This window comes from Stakelama pacifica (assembly GCF_004361835.1).
Classification (GTDB): domain Bacteria; phylum Pseudomonadota; class Alphaproteobacteria; order Sphingomonadales; family Sphingomonadaceae; genus Sphingomonas; species Sphingomonas pacifica.
This window is the reverse complement of the sequence record NZ_SNWD01000009.1, coordinates 90,770-108,447: the sequence shown is the minus strand read 5'-3', so window position 1 is coordinate 108,447 and position 17,678 is coordinate 90,770. Positions and strand designations below refer to the sequence as shown.

Annotated in this window: 28 protein-coding genes; 26 read left to right on the top strand and 2 right to left on the bottom strand. The window is 61.2% G+C overall.

What is annotated here, in order from left to right; translation table 11 throughout:
* Window positions 1–51 precede the first annotated feature (51 nt).
* Both tuf and EV664_RS13220 read left to right on the top strand, forming a co-directional pair.
* Window positions 52–1,242, top strand: a complete 1,191-nt coding sequence (tuf, locus tag EV664_RS13225; protein WP_133496201.1) for an elongation factor Tu — start codon at window positions 52–54, stop codon at window positions 1,240–1,242.
* Window positions 1,243–1,516: 274 nt separating this feature from the next.
* Entirely contained in the window at window positions 1,517–1,702 is a 186-nt protein-coding gene (locus tag EV664_RS13220; RefSeq protein ID WP_133496200.1) for a hypothetical protein, read from the top strand.
* A gap of 147 nt (window positions 1,703–1,849) precedes the next feature.
* Here the strand turns inward: EV664_RS13220 and EV664_RS13215 are convergent, their stop codons facing one another.
* Window positions 1,850–2,518, bottom strand: a complete 669-nt coding sequence (locus EV664_RS13215; RefSeq protein WP_244923135.1) for an ATP-binding cassette domain-containing protein — start codon at window positions 2,516–2,518, stop codon at window positions 1,850–1,852.
* 53 nt (window positions 2,519–2,571) lie between these two features.
* Window positions 2,572–3,579, bottom strand: a complete 1,008-nt coding sequence (locus EV664_RS13210) for a hypothetical protein (protein ID WP_133496198.1) — start codon at window positions 3,577–3,579, stop codon at window positions 2,572–2,574.
* A gap of 255 nt (window positions 3,580–3,834) precedes the next feature.
* Between EV664_RS13210 and rpsJ the strand changes: the two genes are divergently transcribed.
* From rpsJ to gdhA, 24 genes are all read left to right on the top strand, one after another.
* Window positions 3,835–4,143, top strand: coding sequence for a 30S ribosomal protein S10 (rpsJ, locus tag EV664_RS13205; protein ID WP_133496197.1), 309 nt, complete (start codon window positions 3,835–3,837; stop codon window positions 4,141–4,143).
* 294 nt (window positions 4,144–4,437) lie between these two features.
* Window positions 4,438–5,196 carry a 50S ribosomal protein L3 gene (gene rplC, locus EV664_RS13200; protein ID WP_133496196.1) on the top strand — a complete coding sequence of 253 codons (759 nt, stop codon included), beginning with the start codon at window positions 4,438–4,440 and terminating at the stop codon, window positions 5,194–5,196.
* Between the two features lie 4 nt (window positions 5,197–5,200).
* On the top strand, window positions 5,201–5,812 hold the full coding sequence (rplD, locus tag EV664_RS13195; protein ID WP_133496195.1) for a 50S ribosomal protein L4: 612 nt from the start codon (window positions 5,201–5,203) through the stop codon (window positions 5,810–5,812).
* Window positions 5,805–6,122 (top strand): 50S ribosomal protein L23, encoded by a 318-nt coding sequence (locus EV664_RS13190; protein ID WP_133496194.1) that lies wholly within the window; start codon window positions 5,805–5,807, stop codon window positions 6,120–6,122. The genes rplD and EV664_RS13190 overlap by 8 nt, the downstream gene beginning before the upstream one ends.
* 5 nt (window positions 6,123–6,127) lie before the next feature.
* Entirely contained in the window at window positions 6,128–6,964 is an 837-nt protein-coding gene (gene rplB, locus EV664_RS13185) for a 50S ribosomal protein L2 (protein ID WP_133496193.1), read from the top strand.
* Window positions 6,965–6,967: 3 nt separating this feature from the next.
* Entirely contained in the window at window positions 6,968–7,243 is a 276-nt protein-coding gene (rpsS, locus tag EV664_RS13180; RefSeq protein WP_133496192.1) for a 30S ribosomal protein S19, read from the top strand.
* Window positions 7,243–7,620, top strand: a complete 378-nt coding sequence (gene rplV, locus EV664_RS13175; protein WP_133496191.1) for a 50S ribosomal protein L22 — start codon at window positions 7,243–7,245, stop codon at window positions 7,618–7,620. The genes rpsS and rplV overlap by 1 nt, the downstream gene beginning before the upstream one ends.
* Window positions 7,621–7,623: 3 nt before the next feature.
* Entirely contained in the window at window positions 7,624–8,319 is a 696-nt protein-coding gene (rpsC, locus tag EV664_RS13170; RefSeq protein ID WP_133496190.1) for a 30S ribosomal protein S3, read from the top strand.
* A 24-nt stretch (window positions 8,320–8,343) separates the two neighbouring features.
* The gene (gene rplP, locus EV664_RS13165) at window positions 8,344–8,775 is read left to right on the top strand and encodes a 50S ribosomal protein L16 (RefSeq protein WP_133496189.1); all 432 of its coding nucleotides are present in this window, start codon (window positions 8,344–8,346) and stop codon (window positions 8,773–8,775) included.
* Window positions 8,776–8,780: 5 nt separating this feature from the next.
* On the top strand, window positions 8,781–8,984 hold the full coding sequence (gene rpmC, locus EV664_RS13160) for a 50S ribosomal protein L29 (protein WP_133496188.1): 204 nt from the start codon (window positions 8,781–8,783) through the stop codon (window positions 8,982–8,984).
* 15 nt (window positions 8,985–8,999) lie between these two features.
* A complete protein-coding gene (rpsQ, locus tag EV664_RS13155) occupies window positions 9,000–9,272 on the top strand; it encodes a 30S ribosomal protein S17 (protein ID WP_133496187.1) in 273 nt (90 codons plus the stop codon).
* A 72-nt stretch (window positions 9,273–9,344) separates the two neighbouring features.
* On the top strand, window positions 9,345–9,713 hold the full coding sequence (gene rplN / locus EV664_RS13150) for a 50S ribosomal protein L14 (RefSeq protein ID WP_133496186.1): 369 nt from the start codon (window positions 9,345–9,347) through the stop codon (window positions 9,711–9,713).
* The gene (rplX, locus tag EV664_RS13145; RefSeq protein ID WP_133496185.1) at window positions 9,713–10,030 is read left to right on the top strand and encodes a 50S ribosomal protein L24; all 318 of its coding nucleotides are present in this window, start codon (window positions 9,713–9,715) and stop codon (window positions 10,028–10,030) included. The genes rplN and rplX overlap by 1 nt, the downstream gene beginning before the upstream one ends.
* Window positions 10,023–10,607 (top strand): 50S ribosomal protein L5, encoded by a 585-nt coding sequence (rplE, locus tag EV664_RS13140; protein ID WP_133496184.1) that lies wholly within the window; start codon window positions 10,023–10,025, stop codon window positions 10,605–10,607. Before rplX ends, rplE begins: the two co-directional genes overlap by 8 nt.
* A 19-nt stretch (window positions 10,608–10,626) precedes the next feature.
* Entirely contained in the window at window positions 10,627–10,932 is a 306-nt protein-coding gene (gene rpsN / locus EV664_RS13135; protein WP_133496183.1) for a 30S ribosomal protein S14, read from the top strand.
* Window positions 10,933–10,942: 10 nt separating this feature from the next.
* Window positions 10,943–11,338, top strand: coding sequence for a 30S ribosomal protein S8 (rpsH, locus tag EV664_RS13130; RefSeq protein WP_133496182.1), 396 nt, complete (start codon window positions 10,943–10,945; stop codon window positions 11,336–11,338).
* Window positions 11,338–11,871, top strand: coding sequence for a 50S ribosomal protein L6 (rplF, locus tag EV664_RS13125; protein ID WP_133496181.1), 534 nt, complete (start codon window positions 11,338–11,340; stop codon window positions 11,869–11,871). Before rpsH ends, rplF begins: the two co-directional genes overlap by 1 nt.
* Entirely contained in the window at window positions 11,871–12,227 is a 357-nt protein-coding gene (gene rplR, locus EV664_RS13120; protein WP_133496180.1) for a 50S ribosomal protein L18, read from the top strand. The genes rplF and rplR overlap by 1 nt, the downstream gene beginning before the upstream one ends.
* Window positions 12,228–12,229: 2 nt before the next feature.
* Window positions 12,230–12,970, top strand: a complete 741-nt coding sequence (gene rpsE / locus EV664_RS13115; RefSeq protein WP_133496179.1) for a 30S ribosomal protein S5 — start codon at window positions 12,230–12,232, stop codon at window positions 12,968–12,970.
* A gap of 6 nt (window positions 12,971–12,976) precedes the next feature.
* Entirely contained in the window at window positions 12,977–13,168 is a 192-nt protein-coding gene (gene rpmD / locus EV664_RS13110) for a 50S ribosomal protein L30 (protein WP_133496178.1), read from the top strand.
* Window positions 13,169–13,270: 102 nt separating this feature from the next.
* On the top strand, window positions 13,271–13,804 hold the full coding sequence (gene rplO, locus EV664_RS13105; protein ID WP_133496177.1) for a 50S ribosomal protein L15: 534 nt from the start codon (window positions 13,271–13,273) through the stop codon (window positions 13,802–13,804).
* A gap of 114 nt (window positions 13,805–13,918) precedes the next feature.
* Window positions 13,919–15,286 (top strand): preprotein translocase subunit SecY, encoded by a 1,368-nt coding sequence (gene secY / locus EV664_RS13100; RefSeq protein WP_133496176.1) that lies wholly within the window; start codon window positions 13,919–13,921, stop codon window positions 15,284–15,286.
* A 39-nt stretch (window positions 15,287–15,325) separates the two neighbouring features.
* Window positions 15,326–15,979, top strand: a complete 654-nt coding sequence (locus EV664_RS13095) for an adenylate kinase (protein ID WP_133496175.1) — start codon at window positions 15,326–15,328, stop codon at window positions 15,977–15,979.
* A 191-nt stretch (window positions 15,980–16,170) separates the two neighbouring features.
* Entirely contained in the window at window positions 16,171–17,523 is a 1,353-nt protein-coding gene (gene gdhA, locus EV664_RS13090; protein WP_133496174.1) for an NADP-specific glutamate dehydrogenase, read from the top strand.
* Window positions 17,524–17,678 lie beyond the last annotated feature (155 nt).

The window sequence follows — 17,678 nt, the reverse complement described above, 5'->3', positions numbered from 1 at the left end:
CGCGCTGCTTCAGGCGATTCGAAATAGCGTAGACTCAGAAGGTAGGAAAAAATGGCGAAAGCAAAGTTCGAGCGGTCGAAGCCGCACCTGAACATCGGCACCATCGGTCACGTTGACCATGGTAAGACCTCGCTCACCGCAGCGATCACCAAGGTTCTCGCTGAAACCGGCGGCGCGACGTTCACCGATTACGCGAACATCGACAAGGCTCCGGAAGAGCGTGAGCGCGGCATCACCATCTCGACCGCGCACGTCGAATATGAAACCGAAAAGCGCCACTATGCGCATGTCGATTGCCCCGGCCACGCTGACTATGTGAAGAACATGATCACCGGCGCGGCGCAGATGGACGGCGCGATCCTGGTGGTTTCGGCTGCTGACGGCCCGATGCCGCAGACCCGCGAGCACATCCTGCTCGCACGTCAGGTCGGCGTGCCCGCGATGGTCGTGTTCATGAACAAGGTCGACCAGGTCGATGACGAAGAGCTGCTCGAGCTCGTCGAACTCGAAATCCGCGAACTGCTCAGCTCGTACGAATTCCCGGGCGACGATATTCCGATCGTCAAGGGTTCGGCGCTGGCCGCTCTCGAAGAGAGCAACGAGGAAATCGGCAAGAAGGCCGTTCTCGAGCTGATGAAGCAGGTCGACGCCTACATCCCTGAGCCGGAGCGTCCGCTGGATCGTCCGTTCATGATGCCGATCGAAGACGTGTTCTCGATCTCGGGTCGTGGTACGGTTGTGACTGGCCGCGTCGAGACCGGCATCATCAAGGTTGGTGAAGAAGTCGAAATCGTCGGCATCACCGACACGCGCAAGACCACGGTCACCGGCGTCGAAATGTTCCGCAAGCTGCTCGATCAGGGTCAGGCCGGCGACAACGTTGGTGCGCTGCTCCGCGGCGTTGCACGTGACGATGTCGAGCGTGGTCAGGTTCTGGCGAAGCCCGGTTCGATCACCCCGCACACCGAGTTCAAGTCGGAAGTGTACGTCCTGTCGAAGGACGAAGGCGGTCGTCACACGCCGTTCTTCGCGAACTATCGTCCGCAGTTCTACTTCCGTACGACCGACGTCACCGGCACCGTCGAACTGCCCGAGGGCACCGAGATGGTCATGCCCGGCGACAATGTGTCGCTCGGCGTGAAGCTGATCGCACCGATCGCTATGGACGTTGGCCAGCGCTTCACCATCCGTGAAGGCGGCCGTACGGTCGGCGCCGGCGTGGTTGCTGAAATCCAGAAGTAATTTTCCGCCCGCAAGGGTAGAAAAGAACTGACAAGGCCCGGCTTCCCCACGGGGAGGTCGGGTTTTGTTGTTTCCAGGGTGCAAGGTCTGTCAGGTGGGGCAGCGCCATAAGTAACGCGCGTGACGCGTGATGGGGTACCCCTGCGCACCAGACAGCGCTGCTTGACGGGAGATATCGGTAAGCCGACCGGCTCAGCGGGTGGGCGCCTCCGCGTGGCGGGAACTTCCGGCGCCGATCTTGATTAAAAGATGGTTGGAAACAGAGGAGTTCGTCATGCGCAAACACATCCTGATCCTTGCCGTCGCCGCAACCTCGCTCGCCGGTTGCGCCACACTGAAGGGTGCCGGAATCGGCGCAGCAGGCGGCGCGGGTGTTGCTGCCGCATCTGGTGGTGACGTTGAAAAGGGCGCAGCTGTCGGCGGTGCCGCCGGTGCAGTCGTGGGAACCGTCGCCGATTGATTCGCCGAAGCGCAGGGGGCCGTCCTGCCCTGCGCGCGTTGCAGGCCCGAATTGTCTCAGCTGCCGTGTATCGTGCGTATCTTCCGATGCGCCGGATTCAGTTCGGCCTAGCGCGGCGTAGGTCGCGCCCGGATAGCCTGCCTTCGATCAGGAGCGTTTCGAACGTAGCGCTTCGATGGTGTGGCGCTCGAAGCGTTTCGTATCTGCCGCTCCGGCGCGCAGCGTATCGCTGTCGAGCGCCATCGCGACTTCGCCATCGGCCATCATGATCGCACCGTGGCACATGGTCGCGATCGAAGGCAGATCATGCAATGCGGTGATGAGCGTGAGACCCTGAGTTACTCGCCGCCGCAATTCCTCCCGAAGATCGAAGAGCGCCACAGGATCAAGCCAGTTAAACGGTTCATCGAGGATGATGGCCGGCTTGCCATCAGCGAAGGCGGACGCCACCGCGACGCGCTGACGCATGCCTGCCGAACAATCGCCAATCCAGCGGCTCAGCAGATCAGATATGCCCAGAACATCGCATAGCGGCCCCACTGATTGCAGTGCGCAATCCACATCGCCAGCGACAAGGGCTAATATGTCGCGCACCCGAAGCGCATCCGGTAACATTTCGGGCGGTGGCGCAAAGCCGAAGTGCCGGGCACGCCCGGCCCGGTCGCTGATGCGTTCTTCGCCATCGATCCGGCACGATCCTTTTTGAAAAGGGAGGCGACCGGCAAGCGCGCGCAACAGGCTGGTCTTGCCAGATCCGTTTGCGCCGATGATTCCGCACCATGTTCCCGGCGCTACCATTAAATCGACGTTATCCACCGCTACATTTCCGGCGCGCAGGACGGAAGCCCCCCGCAGGTCGACAGCAGGCGTCATGTTATCAGCCACGTTCGCGCCGACGCCCGGCGATGCAGATTCCAGACCAGCAATGCCATCAAAACGGGCGCCAAGGGTGCCGCTATGACGACTGCTCCCATGATCGCGGCGATTGTAAGGCCTGTCAGCAGGTCGCCGATCGCTTTGAAATGGATGCAATAGAGCAGGATTCGAATAGCGATCAGGAACCCGGCCGCGAGGACGATTGCCACGACAGTGACGGCAAGGCCCGTGCTGTCGCCAAACCATATAAGGCAAGCCACCACCGCGCCAAAACCTGCCAGCCCCTTTATGTGGTAGAGAATGATCGACAAAGGGGCTTTCCCGCTCACGCGCATAAAGGCCACGATCGGATATTCGACCGTAGTGAACAGCAGTGCCAGAATAGTGATTTCGGCGGTCACCAGAATTTGCAGCGCGCGAGGCTCGAGCCCCTGCTGCAGCGCGATTGCGAATACCGGCAACGCCCCTGCGATTGCGCCGATAACCGGATTGCGCAACAACGCCCGGATTGCCGGTGAGGCTGCAGACCAGCGAAATGAGACGTTCTTTTCATGGGAGAATGCGGCGAGCCGATATGCAAGATATGCGCCCGCGCCATAGCCTGATACCGCGAACAGCACGAGGTCTGGCATCACCATCAGAACCAGCGCGATCGTAAGGGCGATCGGCGCGACGTGGAAAGCGATGAGGAAGTGGCGCACAAGTTTCGGGTTCAGCGCATCACTCGCGATCACGCCATCGCTTGCATGAAACTTCGCTCGAGCGTTTAGCAGCTGCCCCGCAGACCATCCGAGGGCGATACCCACTGCGAGTGCGATCCATGTCCTTGTTGGCAGCTGCATTTCGCTCACCCGGCTTCGCAGCAGCGCAACACAAAGGGCCAGCAGTGCCAGCGCGAGAATTCGATCCTGCCAGCGCGCGAACACTGATCGCGCGAGGTTGATCGCGAGCTGGCTGTCGTGTTTATAGAGGCGACCGCCGAAACCTCGAAAAAACCGCATCACAGGACTTTACGCCGATATCGCCGCGCTGCAATCGGTGACGTGCTGGACCGCGCGCCATCGGCGTTCCTCCCATTTTGCGATTTTGGTGAGAATATTCTCGTCGAGGGGTTGATCGGCGCCGCGGTTACAGGTAGAGGCGCGCCTTCGGTTTTGACTTGAACAGCAAGAGGCTGCCTCTCAGCCGTCGTTCCGTTTGCTTTTTCGGAGCGGGTGGTTGGGGGAGCGGCCCCGCTCTTTCGCATTGGTAGGGTTATGGACAACAATATCCGCATTCGCCTGAAGGCGTTCGATCATCGCGTGCTTGATCAGGCTACCGGCGATATCGCCGAGACTGCTCGCCGTACCGGCGCGCTTATTCGTGGTCCTATCCCGTTGCCGACGCGAATCGAGAAGTTCACGGTTAACCGTGGCCCGCACATCGATAAGAAGTCGCGTGAGCAGTTCGAGGTGCGCACGTATAAGCGCATGCTGGACATCGTTCAGCCGACCCCGCAGACCGTCGATGCGCTGATGAAGCTCGATCTGGCCGCGGGTGTTGATGTCGAGATCAAATTGGCGTAAGGACGCGCCTTCTCGACGATAAAGAGATTCGGTTTTCCCGCGACTCGGCCAATTGGCGAGACGCGATGAAAACAGGCTCCCGCGGATAGCGGTGAGCGCGAGGGCTCGCCCTCACACGACATAGGGATACCGCCGGCCGCTTCGGCAGTCGGGTCTGCGTCCCCCGTCATGTTCGATATGTTTCGGCATATCGGGCGTCAGCCCGGACGGGGGCTCGCATTTCATAGCATCGGGTTGGCACGCACCGCATGGGAATGGTCCCGCGCGGTGCCTCTGTATGGGAGTGACTGGATCATGCGCACTGGCGTGATCGCGAAGAAAATGGGTATGACCCGCCTTTTCCAGGACGATGGTCGGCACGTGCCGGTTACCGTTCTGGCGCTTGAAGGCGTTCAGGTCGTTGCCCGTCGCGAAATGGACAAAGACGGCTATGTGGCCGTGCAGCTTGGTGCGGGCAGCGCCAAGGCGAAGAATCTGAACAAGCCGCAGCGCGGCCAGTTCGCCAAGGCCGAAGTCGAGCCGAAGGCGATCCTCTGCGAATTCCGCGTTGAGGAAGATGGTCTGCTGGATGTCGGCGCCGAACTGGCTGCCGATCATTTCGTTGCGGGCCAGCTGGTCGACGTATCGGGTCGGACCCAGGGTAAGGGTTTCGCCGGTGCGATGAAGCGCTGGGGCTTCGGTGGTCTGCGTGCGTCGCACGGCGTTTCGCTGTCGCACCGTTCGCATGGTTCGACCGGTAACCGTCAGGATCCGGGCCGCGTCTTCAAGAACAAGAAGATGGCCGGTCACATGGGCGACCGTAACCGCACGCAGCAGAATCTTGAGATCGTTTCGACCGATGTCGAGCGTGGCCTGATCTTTGTGAAGGGCTCGGTGCCCGGTCACAAGGGTGCGTGGCTGATCGTCAAGGATGCGATGAAGGTTCCGCGGCACGCCGAGGCTCCCTATCCGGCCGGTCTGAAGCAGGCCGCGAATTCCAACGACTCCGCTCCCGCCGATACGCCTGCTGACGAAGCGGCTGCTGCGGAAGCGACCGAAGGCCAGGAGGGCTGATCCAGTGAAGGTCAAGATTCAGACCCTCGACGCCAAGGCAAGCGGCGATATCGAGCTCAACGACGCGGTTTTCGCGGTTGAGCCGCGTGCAGACATTCTGCACCGCGTCGTCACCTGGCAGCTCGAGAATCGCCGCGCTTATGCGCGTCCGACCCGTGAGCGTTCCGACGTTGCGCGCACCGGCAAGAAGTGGGGCCGTCAAAAGGGTGGTGGTACCGCCCGTCACGGCGACCGCGCTGCTCCGGTGTTCATCGGCGGCGGTAAGGCCCATGGTGCCCGTGCCCGCGAATTTTCGATCTCGCTCAACAAGAAGATCCGTGCACTGGGTCTCAAGATGGCGCTTTCGAGCCATGCCAAGAGCGGTTCGCTGATCGTTCTCGACAGCTTCGAAGCTGAAAAGACGCAGGCGCTCAAGGCGCAGTTCGAAAAGCTCGGCATCGGCAAGACCGCACTGGTCATCGACGGCGAGCAGAACGAGGCGAAAGCGGCTCGTAACCTGGTGGGCGTCAACGTCCTGCCGGCGGTCGGCGCGAATGTGTACGACATCCTGAAGCATGACACGCTGATCCTGACCAAGGCAGCGGTCGAAAAGCTGGAGGCGCGTTTCAATGGCTAAGAAGCCGGCAAAAGCGGCGGTCGATAACCGCCATTACGACGTGATCGTCGCGCCCCACATCACCGAAAAGTCGACGCTGGTCAGCGAAGCCAATGCGGTGGTGTTCAAGGTGGCGAACGATGCGAGCAAGCCCGAAATCAAGGCAGCGGTCGAAGCGCTGTTCAACGTTTCGGTCACGGCCGTGAACACGATTGTCCAGAAGGGCAAGACCAAGAAGTGGAAGGGTGCTCCTTACAAGCGCTCTGACATGAAAAAAGCGATCGTGACGCTGAAAGACGGCGACTCGATCGACGTCACGACGGGGGTCTGAGGCACATGGCACTCAAGCATTATAACCCGACTTCTCCGGCACGGCGCGGGCTGATCCTCGTCGACCGCAGCGGTCTTCACAAGGGCGGCCCCGTCAAGCAGTTGACCGAGGGCAAGCGCAAGACGGGCGGCCGTAACAACAAGGGTCATGTCACGTCGCGCGGCATCGCCGGCGGTCACAAGCAGCGCTATCGCATCGTCGATTTCAAGCGCCGCAAATGGGACGTCGAAGGCACGGTCGTTCGGCTCGAATATGACCCGAACCGCACTGCGTTCATCGCGCTGGTCGAATATACCGATGGCGAGCAGGCCTATATCATCGCGCCGCAGCGGCTTGCCGCTGGCGACAAGGTGATCGCGGGCAAGAAGACCGACGTAAAGCCGGGCAACGCCATGGAGCTGGGTCAGATGCCGGTCGGCACCATCGTCCACAATGTGGAGATGAAGCCGATGAAGGGCGGGCAGATCGCCCGTTCGGCAGGAACGTACGTTCAGGTCGTCGGTCGTGACCGTGGCATGGTCATCGTTCGTCTGAACTCGGGTGAGCAGCGCTACATCCACGCCAATTGCATGGCGACGGTTGGTGCGGTGTCGAACCCCGACAACCAGAACCAGAATTTCGGCAAGGCCGGTCGTACCCGCTGGAAGGGCAAGCGCCCGCTTACCCGTGGTGTCGCGAAGAACCCGGTCGATCACCCCCATGGTGGTGGTGAAGGCCGTACCTCGGGTGGCCGTCATCCGGTTACGCCGTGGGGCAAGCCGACCAAGGGTGCGCGCACGCGCAATAACAAGCAGACCGACAAGATGATCATCCGGTCGCGTCACGCGAAGAAGAAGGGCTAAATAATGGCTCGTTCAGTCTGGAAAGGCCCGTTCGTAGAACTGAGCCTGCTGAAGAAAGCGGAAGCCGCACAAGATGCCGGTGGCCGTGCGCCGATCAAAACCTGGTCGCGCCGCTCGACGATTCTCCCGCAGTTCGTGGGGCTTACGTTCAACGTCTATAATGGCCGCAAGTTCGTGCCGGTGTCGATCAACGAAGACATGGTCGGCATGAAGCTGGGTGAGTTCGCTCCCACGCGCTTCTTCCCCGGCCACGCAGCCGACAAGAAGGGTAAGCGCTGATGAGCAAGCAGGCAGCTGAACGCCGCGTCGGCGAGAAGGAAGCGCTGGCCGTCGGCACCACCATTCGTGGTTCGGCACAGAAGCTGAACCTCGTCGCCGGTCTGATCCGCGGCAAGAAGGCGGACGAAGCACTCAACATCCTCGCTTTTTCGAAGCGTGCGATGGCGGTTGACGCTCGCAAGGTACTCGCTTCGGCGATCGCCAATGCGGAGAACAACCACAATCTCGACGTCGACGCACTCGTCGTCGCCGAGGCTTCGGTCGGCAAGTCGATCACCATGAAGCGGTTCCACGCACGTGGCCGCGGCAAGTCGACGCGCATCCTCAAGCCGTTTTCGCGGCTGCGGATCGTCGTTCGCGAGATGGAAGAGGCGTAAGTCATGGGTCAGAAGAGCAATCCGATCGGGCTTCGGCTCCAGATCAACCGGACCTGGGACAGCCGCTGGTTCGCCGAAGGTCATGATTATGGCCGCCTCCTCATGGAGGATCTCAAGATCCGCCAGTACATCCTGAAGACGGTGCCGCAGGCAGCGATCTCGAAGGTGGTGATCGAGCGCCCGGCCAAGCTGTGCCGAGTTTCGATCTATGCTGCGCGTCCCGGCGTGATCATCGGCAAGAAGGGTGCGGACATCGAAAAGCTTCGTCAGAAGCTGAAGACGATGACCGACTCCGACGTGTCGCTGAACATCGTCGAAATCCGCAAGCCGGAAATCGATGCCAAGCTCGTCGCACAGGGCGTTGCCGATCAGCTGGAACGCCGTATCGCGTTCCGCCGTGCAATGAAGCGCGCAGTGCAGTCGGCGCTTCGCCTTGGTGCGGAAGGTATCCGTATCACGTGCGGCGGCCGTCTGGGCGGTGCTGAAATCGCCCGCGTCGAATGGTATCGCGAAGGCCGCGTTCCGCTTCACACGCTGCGCGCCAATGTCGATTACGCCGAAGCCGAAGCCCACACCGCCTATGGCGTGTGCGGCGTAAAGGTATGGATCTTCAAGGGTGAGATCCTGGGCCACGACCCGATGGCGCAGGACCGGCTGATGATGGAGGCTCAGACCTCCGGCGTCCGTCCGGCACGCTGAGCTTAAGGGACCAGGACAAGAACAATGCTGCAACCAAAGCGCACCAAGTTCCGTAAAGCCTTCAAGGGCCGCATCCATGGCGATGCGAAGGGCGGCACCTCGCTGAACTTCGGATCCTATGGCCTGAAGGCTCTTGAGCCGGAACGAATTACCGCTCGCCAGATCGAGGCAGCTCGCCGTGCGATCACGCGTCACATCAAGCGTCAGGGACGTTTGTGGATCCGCGTGTTCCCCGACGTGCCGGTTTCGAAAAAGCCCGCTGAAGTCCGTCAGGGTAAGGGTAAGGGGTCGCCCGAATATTGGGCAGCCCGCGTCAAGCCCGGCCGGATTCTGTTCGAGCTGGACGGCGTTGCCGGTCCGCTCGCTGCCGAGGCATTCGAGCGCGCAGCGATGAAGCTGCCGATCAAGACCAAGGTGGTGGCCCGCCTCGGCGACAATTCGCACCTGGAGGGTTGAGGACAATGACCGATATCACCGATCTTCGGGCAAAATCCGATGACGAGCTGAACACCCAGCTCGGCCAGCTGAAGCGTGAGGCATTCAACCTGCGCTTTCAGGCGGCGACCCAGCAGCTCGAAAAGACGAGCCGCGTGAAGGAAGTTCGTCGCGATATCGCCCGTATCAAGACGCTGCAGACCGAGCGCTCGCGCTCGGCTGCGAAGTAAGAAGGACGCGAAGACATGCCGAAGCGCGTGCTGCAGGGGCAGATCGTCTCCGACAAGACCGACAAGACCGTGACCGTGCTCGTTGAGCGCCGGGTGAAGCACCCGCTCTACGGCAAGATCATGCGCCGGTCGAAAAAATACCACGCCCATGATGAGGCGAATGAGTATAAGGAAGGCGAGACCGTCCGGATCGAAGAGATCGCACCGATCTCCAAGACCAAGACCTGGAAGGTGATTGCGCGGGTGAACACCCATGCGACCCCCGAAGAGGTCCAGGCGGAAGCCTGATCGCCATCTGGTTTTAAGAGCAACGGAACCACCGGGATCTCCCGGCAGGCCTAACGAGAAGGAATTGGATCGATGATCCAGATGCAATCCAATCTCGACGTCGCAGATAACAGCGGCGCGAAGCGGGTGCAGTGCATCAAGGTGCTGGGCGGCTCTAAGCGTCGCTTTGCCGGCGTGGGCGACGTCATCGTCGTCTCCGTGAAGGATGCCGTGCCGCGTGGCCGCGTGAAGAAGGGCGACGTCCATCGCGCCGTTATCGTGCGCACGTCGAAGGATATCCGCCGTCCCGACGGTTCGGTAATCCGCTTCGACGGCAACGCAGCCGTTCTGGTCAACAAGAACGAGGAGCCGATCGGCACCCGTATCTTTGGCCCTGTGGTCCGCGAACTGCGTTCGAAGGGCTATATGAAGATCATCTCGCTTGCGCCGGAGGTGCTGTAATGGCTGCCGCCAAGATCAGGAAGGGCGATCAGGTCATCGTTCTGTCCGGCAAGGACAAGGGCCGCACCGGTGAGGTCGTCAAGGCCATGCCGCGCGACGGCAAGGTGATTGTCGACGGGATCAACGTGCATGCCCGTCACCGCAAGCCGACCCAGGAAAATCCGCAGGGCGGCATCGATCGCAGCCCGGCGCCGCTGGATATCTCGAACGTCGCGCATGTGACGAAGGACGGCAAGGCCACCCGCGTTCGCTTTGAAGAGCGCGATGGCAAGAAGGTCCGCGTCGCCGTCAAGACCGGGGAGGTCATCAATGGCTGACAAATACACGCCGCGTATGCGCAAGCTGTACGACGACGAAATCGCCAAGGCGATGAAGTCGAAGTTCAACTATGCCAACGACATGGAAATTCCGCGTCTCGAAAAGATCGTCCTGAACATGGGCGTCGGCGAGGCGACCCAGGACCGCAAGAAGGTCGATCAGGCCGTTTCTGAAATGGAACGGATTGCCGGTCAGAAGCCGGTCGTTACCAAGGCGAAGAAGTCGATCGCGCAGTTCAAGCTGCGTGAAGGCATGGCAATCGGTTGCAAGGTTACCCTGCGCCGGGAACGCATGTTCGAATTCCTCGACCGTCTGGTCACGATCGCAATGCCGCGCATCCGCGACTTTCGCGGCCTGAACCCGAAGTCGTTCGACGGCCGTGGCAACTATGCCATGGGCGTGAAGGAACAGATCATCTTCCCCGAGATCAATTATGATCAGATCGACAAGGTCCGGGGCATGGATATCATCGTGACCACCACCGCGAAGACCGACGAAGAGGCTCGCGAACTCCTGCGCCTTTTCGGCTTCCCGTTCCCGCAGGATGCGGACGGTGAAGCGAAGCAGGCTGCATAAGGAAGGAAGAACTTAAGTCATGGCGAAACTGAGTTCGATCAATAAGAACGAGCGTCGCAAGAAGCTGGTAAAGAAATATGCCGGTCAATATGCGAGGCTGAAGGCCATTGCGGACGACGAAAGCCTGGATTTCCAGGATCGTTGGGTCGCCCGGCTCAAGATGGCGGAAATTCCGCGCAACGGTAACCCGACGCGCATCCGCAATCGCTGCGAGCTGACCGGCCGTCCGCGCGGTTATTACCGCAAGTTCCGTCTCGCGCGCGTGATGCTTCGCGATCTTGCCAACCGCGGCATGATCCCCGGCGTCACCAAGTCGAGCTGGTAAGGAAAACGCAATGGCATTGACCGATCCCCTGGGTGACATGCTCACCCGCATCCGCAACGGCCAGCGCGCGCGCAAGGATTCCGTCCTTACGCCCGCGTCGAAGCTGCGCACCCGCGTCCTCGACGTTCTGCAGCGCGAAGGCTTTATCCGCGGTTACAGCGAAGAGCAGATGGGCCCCGCTGCGGGCATCCGCATCGAGCTGAAATATTTCGAAGGCCAGCCGGCGATCAAGCATGTCGCGCGCGTGTCGAAGCCCGGCCGCCGCGTCTATTCGGGTTCCAAGGAACTCCCGCGCGTTCGCAACGGCCTTGGCATCACCATCGTTTCGACGCCTCGCGGCGTTCTGTCCGACGCCGAAGCGCGTGAGCAGAATGTCGGCGGCGAAGTGCTGGCGGAGGTGTTCTGATGAGCCGTACCGGCAAAAGGCCGATCGCGATCCCGGCGGGTGTTACCGCCGATCTCGACGGCAAAGAAATTTCGGTCAAGGGCCCCAAGGGCACGCTGACCATGCCGAAGGATCCGCTGGTCACCTATGAGATGACCGATCGCGGCATCCAGGTGAACCCGGTGAGCCAGACGAAGCGTGCGCGCTCGTTCTGGGGCATGCAGCGCACCCTGATCCAGAATCTGGTGACGGGCGTGACCGAGGGCTTCTCCAAGAAGCTCGAGATCAACGGCGTCGGCTATCGTGCGAACGCGCAGGGCAAGAAGCTGAAGCTTCAGCTCGGCTTCAGCCACGATGTCGATATCGAGATTCCCGAAGGTCTTGACGTCAAGACTCCGGACCAGACGACGGTCGAGATTTCGGGCATCGACAAGCAGAAGGTAGGCCAGTTGGCCGCGGAAATTCGCCAGTGGCGCAAGCCCGAGCCCTATAAGGGCAAGGGTGTGAAATATGCCGGCGAGTATATCTTCCGCAAGGAAGGGAAGAAGAAGTAATGACCAAGGGTCTGTCTCTCTTTCAGAAGCGGCGTCGCCGCAATCGCACCGCGCTGATGAAGCGCGCCGGTGGCCGTCCCCGGCTGTCGATCCATCGCTCGGGCAAGCACATCTATGCTCAGGTGATCGACGATATCGAGGGCAAGACGGTTGCCGCCGCATCCACGCTCGACAAGGACGAGCGCGGCACGAACGGCGCGAATATCGAAGCTGCCAAGAAGGTCGGCGCGCGCGTCGCCGAGGCGGCCAAGAAGGCCGGCGTGACCAAGGTCGTTTTCGACCGCGGCGGTTTCCTGTTCCACGGCCGGGTCAAGGCGCTTGCCGACGCGGCTCGTGAAGGCGGATTGGAGTTTTAAGTATGGCTGACGAAAATACGACCGGCCAGGGCAACCAGCCCGAAGCGACGCTGGCCGCCGAAACGACGCCGCAGGACGTAACCCAGCCGGGTCAGAATCAGGGCGCCCCGCGCGGTGGCCGTGGTGGTCGCGGCCGTGGCGGCAATGATCGCGGTGGCCGTGACGGCGGCCGTGGTCGTGGTCGTCGCGACGATCGCCGGGGTCAGGACGATGGCGAAGAGCTGATCGAGAAGCTGGTTCACATCAACCGCGTCTCGAAGACCGTAAAGGGCGGTAAGCGCTTCGGTTTCGCTGCTCTGGTCGTTGTCGGCGACGGCAAGGGCCGGGTCGGTTTCGGTCACGGCAAGGCCCGTGAAGTTCCGGAAGCGATCTCGAAGGCGACTGCTGCTGCGAAGAAGAAGATGATGCGCGTGCCGCTTCGCGAAGGCCGTACGCTGCACCATGATGGTCGCGGCACCTTCGGCGCAGGCCGGGTCTATGTCCGTTCGGCTCCGTCGGGTACCGGCATCATCGCAGGTGGTCCGATGCGCGCCGTGTTCGAATCGCTGGGCGTTGCAGACGTGGTGACCAAGTCGGTCGGCACTTCCAACCCCTACAACATGATCCGCGCGACCTTCGAGGCACTGGGCGACCAGTCGAGCCCGAAGGCGGTGGCACAGCGTCGCGGCAAGAAGATTGCCGACCTGCTGGGTCGTGGCGGTTCGCAGACCGCGGAGGCTGACGCCGCCGCGATCACGGAGTAAACCGGCATGGCGAAGAAGAACGAAGAAACGGTTCGCATCACGCAGACGGGTTCGCCCATCCGCCGCGACAAGGCGCAGCGCGCGACGCTGACCGGCCTTGGCCTCGGCAAGCTGCACCGGACCGTCGAACTGAAGGACACGGCCGAAGTGCGCGGCATGATCCGTAAGGTTCATCACATGGTTACCGTCGAAGACTAAGGGCTTGCGCCCCATCTTCGGTGATGACAAAGCAAGGGAAGGGGGCTACACGCCCCCTTCTCCATTTTTCAGCGCGAACCAAGCGAAAGCGAGTGCATAGTTATGAAGATCAACGAACTCCGCGATAATGATGGCGCCCGTAAGGGCCGGATGCGCGTCGGACGCGGCATCGGCTCGGGCAAGGGCAAGACCGCAGGTCGCGGCCAGAAGGGTGCGAAGGCACGTTCGGGCGTTGCGATCAACGGTTTCGAGGGCGGTCAGATGCCGCTCCACATGCGCCTGCCGAAGCGCGGCTTCAACAATCCGTTCGCCAAGGATTATGCCGAGGTCAATCTCGGCGCGGTGCAGAAGGCGATCGACGCAGGCAAGCTCGATGCGGGCAAGGATATCGACCAAGCGGCGCTGAAGGCAGCCCATCTTGCCCGTGGCGGCAAGGACGGTGTCCGCCTGCTCGGCAAGGGCGAACTGACCGCAAAGGCGAAGTTCATCGTCGCCGGCGCGTCGAAGGGCGCGAAGGAAGCGGTTGAGAAGGCCGGCGGTTCGATCGAGGTGATCGAGGTCGTTCCGGCTTCCGAAAAGGCCGCTGCCAAGAAGGGCAAGGGCGTTTCGAAGAATAAGGCGAAGGCCGAGGGCTGATTTTCCGCGGCCCGTGACACAGGCTTAGACAAGTCTGTTCACTTCACTATATGGGGCGGCGGGAACGGATTGGTCCGTTTCCGCCGTTCATCATTTCAGGACGTGTAGATAAACATGGCGAGTGCTGCCGATCAGATGGGCGCGGGGCTTAGCCTCGCTAATTTCAGCCAGGCTACCGAGCTTAAAAAACGTCTCTGGTTCACGCTGGGCGCCCTCATCATCTTCCGGATGCTGAGCTATGTCCCGCTGCCGGGAATCGATCCCACGGCGCTGGGGCTGCTCGCCAAGAGCACATCGGGCGGTGTGCTCGATTTCTTCAACAGCTTTTCGGGCGGGTCGCTCAAGCGCATGAGCGTCACCGCGCTCGGCGTGATGCCGTATATTACGGCGTCGATCGTCGTGCAGCTCGCCACCTCGCTCAGCCCGCAGCTCGCCGCGATCAAGAAGGAAGGCGAATCGGGCCGTAAGAAGCTGAACCAATATACCCGCTACGGCACGGTCGGCCTGACTGCGGTGCAGGGCTATTTCCTTGCCGCGGGGCTTGAGGCGATCGGCGCGAATCAGGGCGTTCAGGCAGTGGTGATGCCGGGCATGATCTTCCGCATCGCAGCGGTGGTTTCGCTGATCGGCGGCACGATGTTCCTGATGTGGCTGGGTGAACAGATCACCACGCGCGGCATCGGTAACGGCATTTCGCTGATCATCATGGCGGGCATCGTCGCCAACCTGCCGGTGACGCTGGCGCAGTTGTTCGAGGGCGGCCGTTCGGGTTCGGTCAATCCGCTGACGATCGTCGTCGTCATCGCCGCGGTGACGGGGCTGATCCTGTTCATCTGCTTCATGGAGCGGGCGCAGCGCCGCATCCTGATCCAGTATCCGAAGCGCCAGACCGCGCGCGGCGTGCATGCCGATCGCAGCCATCTGCCGCTGAAGATCAACACCGCAGGCGTGATCCCGCCGATCTTTGCTTCGTCGCTGCTGCTGATGCCGCTGACGATCAGCCAGTTCGCGGGCAATCGCGTGTCGGGCGAAAGCACCTGGGGCGACATCATCCTGACGCTGAACCAGTATCTCCAGCACGGGTCGTTGCTGTATATGCTGCTATACGGCACGGGCATCGTCTTCTTCTCGTTCTTCTACACAGCCGTGGTGTTCAATCCGGAAGAGACGGCCGATAATCTGAAACGCTATGGCGGGTTCATTCCGGGCATTCGCCCCGGCAAGAATACCGAAGTGTATCTGGATTATGTGCTGACCCGGATCACCGTGATCGGTGCGGCCTATCTGGCGCTGATCTGCCTGCTGCCCGAATATCTGATCGCGCAGATGGGCATTTCGTTCCTGCTGGGCGGGACCAGCCTGTTGATCGTCGTGAATGTCACCATGGATACGGTGGCGCAGATTCAGTCGCATCTGCTCGCGCATCAATATGGCGACCTGATCAAAAAGGCGAAGCTGAAGGGCGGGCGCCTGCGCCAATAGGGGTGCGGCGGCCATCATCACGTTTACAGGGGAGTGTGCGTGGATATCATTCTGCTAGGACCGCCGGGGGCCGGGAAGGGCACCCAGGCAAGCCGGCTCGAACAGGAACGCGGCATGGTCCAGCTTTCCACGGGCGACATGCTGCGCGCAGCGGTGAAGGAAGGAAGCCCGGTCGGGCTTCAGGCCAAAGCGGTCATGGATGCGGGCGAGCTGGTTTCCGACGCGATCGTGTCAGGCATTATCGGTGAGCGGCTCGATAAGCTCGCCCCCGGCACGGGCGCGATCTTCGACGGTTATCCGCGCACCGTGGCCCAGACCGAGTCGCTCGACGAAATTCTGGCGGAGCGGGGGCGCAGCCTCGATTATGTCATCGAGCTGAAGGTCGATGAGGAAGCACTGGTCGATCGTATCGTCGGTCGCTTCACCTGCGCCAAATGCGGCGCGGGCTATCACGACAAATATAATCTGCCGAAGGTCGAAGGCACGTGCGACGTGTGCGGCAGCCAGGAATTCAAGCGGCGTCCCGACGACAATGCCGAAACAGTGCGCACGCGCATGGCCGAATATCGCGCCAAGACCGCGCCGATCCTGCCGATCTATGAAGCGCGCGGTCTTGTCCGCCGGGTCGACGGCATGGGCGAGATCGATGCGGTGACACAGGAGATCAAGGCAATTCTCGACGAGAAAGGCTGAGCGCTTTCGCGCCTGATACACCGCTGTTTTTTGCCGAAAGCCGGTGCCCTGCGCGCCGGCTTTTGCATGTTCGGGGACATTTCGGTGACCGACGGGCGTTCCTTCGGTCCCGACCGACGAACAGGATCGCTGCCCGGTATCGCATTGCGTGACGCATAGCGGCGGCGGACCTTGCAGACAGGAGCAGCGCCATGGCGGATCGTTTCGATCTGGAAAGCTTTCTCGACGACCTGAAAAGCCGCAATCCCGGCCAGAAAGAATTTTTCGAATCGGTACGCGAAGTCGCCGAAGATGTCGTCGATATCATCGATGAAAATCCCGAATATCACCGCCAGCAGATTTTGCGCCGGATGAGCGAACCGGACCGCGTGATCAGCTTTCGCATCTGCTGGGAAAATGACGATGGCGATATCTGCATCCAGCGCGGTTATCGCGTGCAGAACAACAATGCGATCGGCCCGTATAAGGGCGGCCTGCGCTTTCACCCGAGCGTGAACGAAAGCGTCCTCAAATTTCTGGCGTTCGAACAGACGTTCAAAAATTCGCTCACCGGCCTGCCGATGGGCGGGGCGAAGGGCGGCGCCGATTTTAATCCGAAGGGCCGGTCCGAGCGCGAGATCATGCGCTTCTGCCAGAGCTTCATGACCGAGCTCTACCGCCATGTCGGCGCCGACCGCGATGTGCCCGCCGGGGATATCGGCGTCGGTCCGCGCGAAATCGGCTTCATGTTCGGCCAGTATAAGCGGATCACCAACCAGTTTACCGGCGTGCTCACGGGCAAGGGGCTGGAATATGGCGGCTCGCTGATCCGGCCCGAGGCGACCGGCTATGGCGCGGTTTATTTCCTGCGATCGATGCTGGAGACGCAGGACCGCGACCTCGAGGGGATGACAGCGGTCATTTCGGGCGCGGGCAATGTCGCAACCCATGCGGCGGAGAAGATCACCGAGCTGGGCGCGAAGGTGATCGCCATGTCGGACAGCAAGGGCTTTATCCATGATCCCGACGGGATCGACTCCGAAAAGCTGGACTGGATCAAGCAGCATAAGGGCAGGCGCGGCGGCGAGATTTCCGATTATGTCGATCAGTTCTCCGGCGCGACCTTTCACAAGGGCGAAAAGCCCTGGGGACTGGAATGCGATATCGCGATGCCGTGCGCGACTCAGAACGAACTGAGCGGCGAGGACGCCAGGAAGCTGCTCGACAATGGATGTATCGCGGTGTCCGAAGGCGCGAACATGCCCACCGAACGCGACGGGGTGCAGGCGTTCAAACAGGCGAAAATCCTGTACGCTCCGGGCAAGGCGGCGAATGCGGGCGGAGTCGCGGTGTCGGGGCTGGAGATGAGCCAGAATTCCGAACGCCGTTCCTGGGATGAGGATCAGGTGCAGGGCCTGCTCGTTGACATTATGAAGGACATCCACCAGCGTTGCCGCGACAATGGCATGAACGGCGACACCGGCTATTGCGACTATGTCAAAGGCGCTAATATTGCGGGCTTTCGCAAGGTCGCCGATGCGATGCTTGCCTATGGCGTGGTATAGCGGACGGTACGCACCATCGACTCGCTTGACAGGCAATGCATTGCTTGACACTGCTTGCCGTTCAACCTAAGCGGACCCATATTCCGAAACACACCGGTGATTCCGGCGGCGTGCTTGCGCGCTCGCCGGTCGCGTGCGTTACGGAATATATTTGA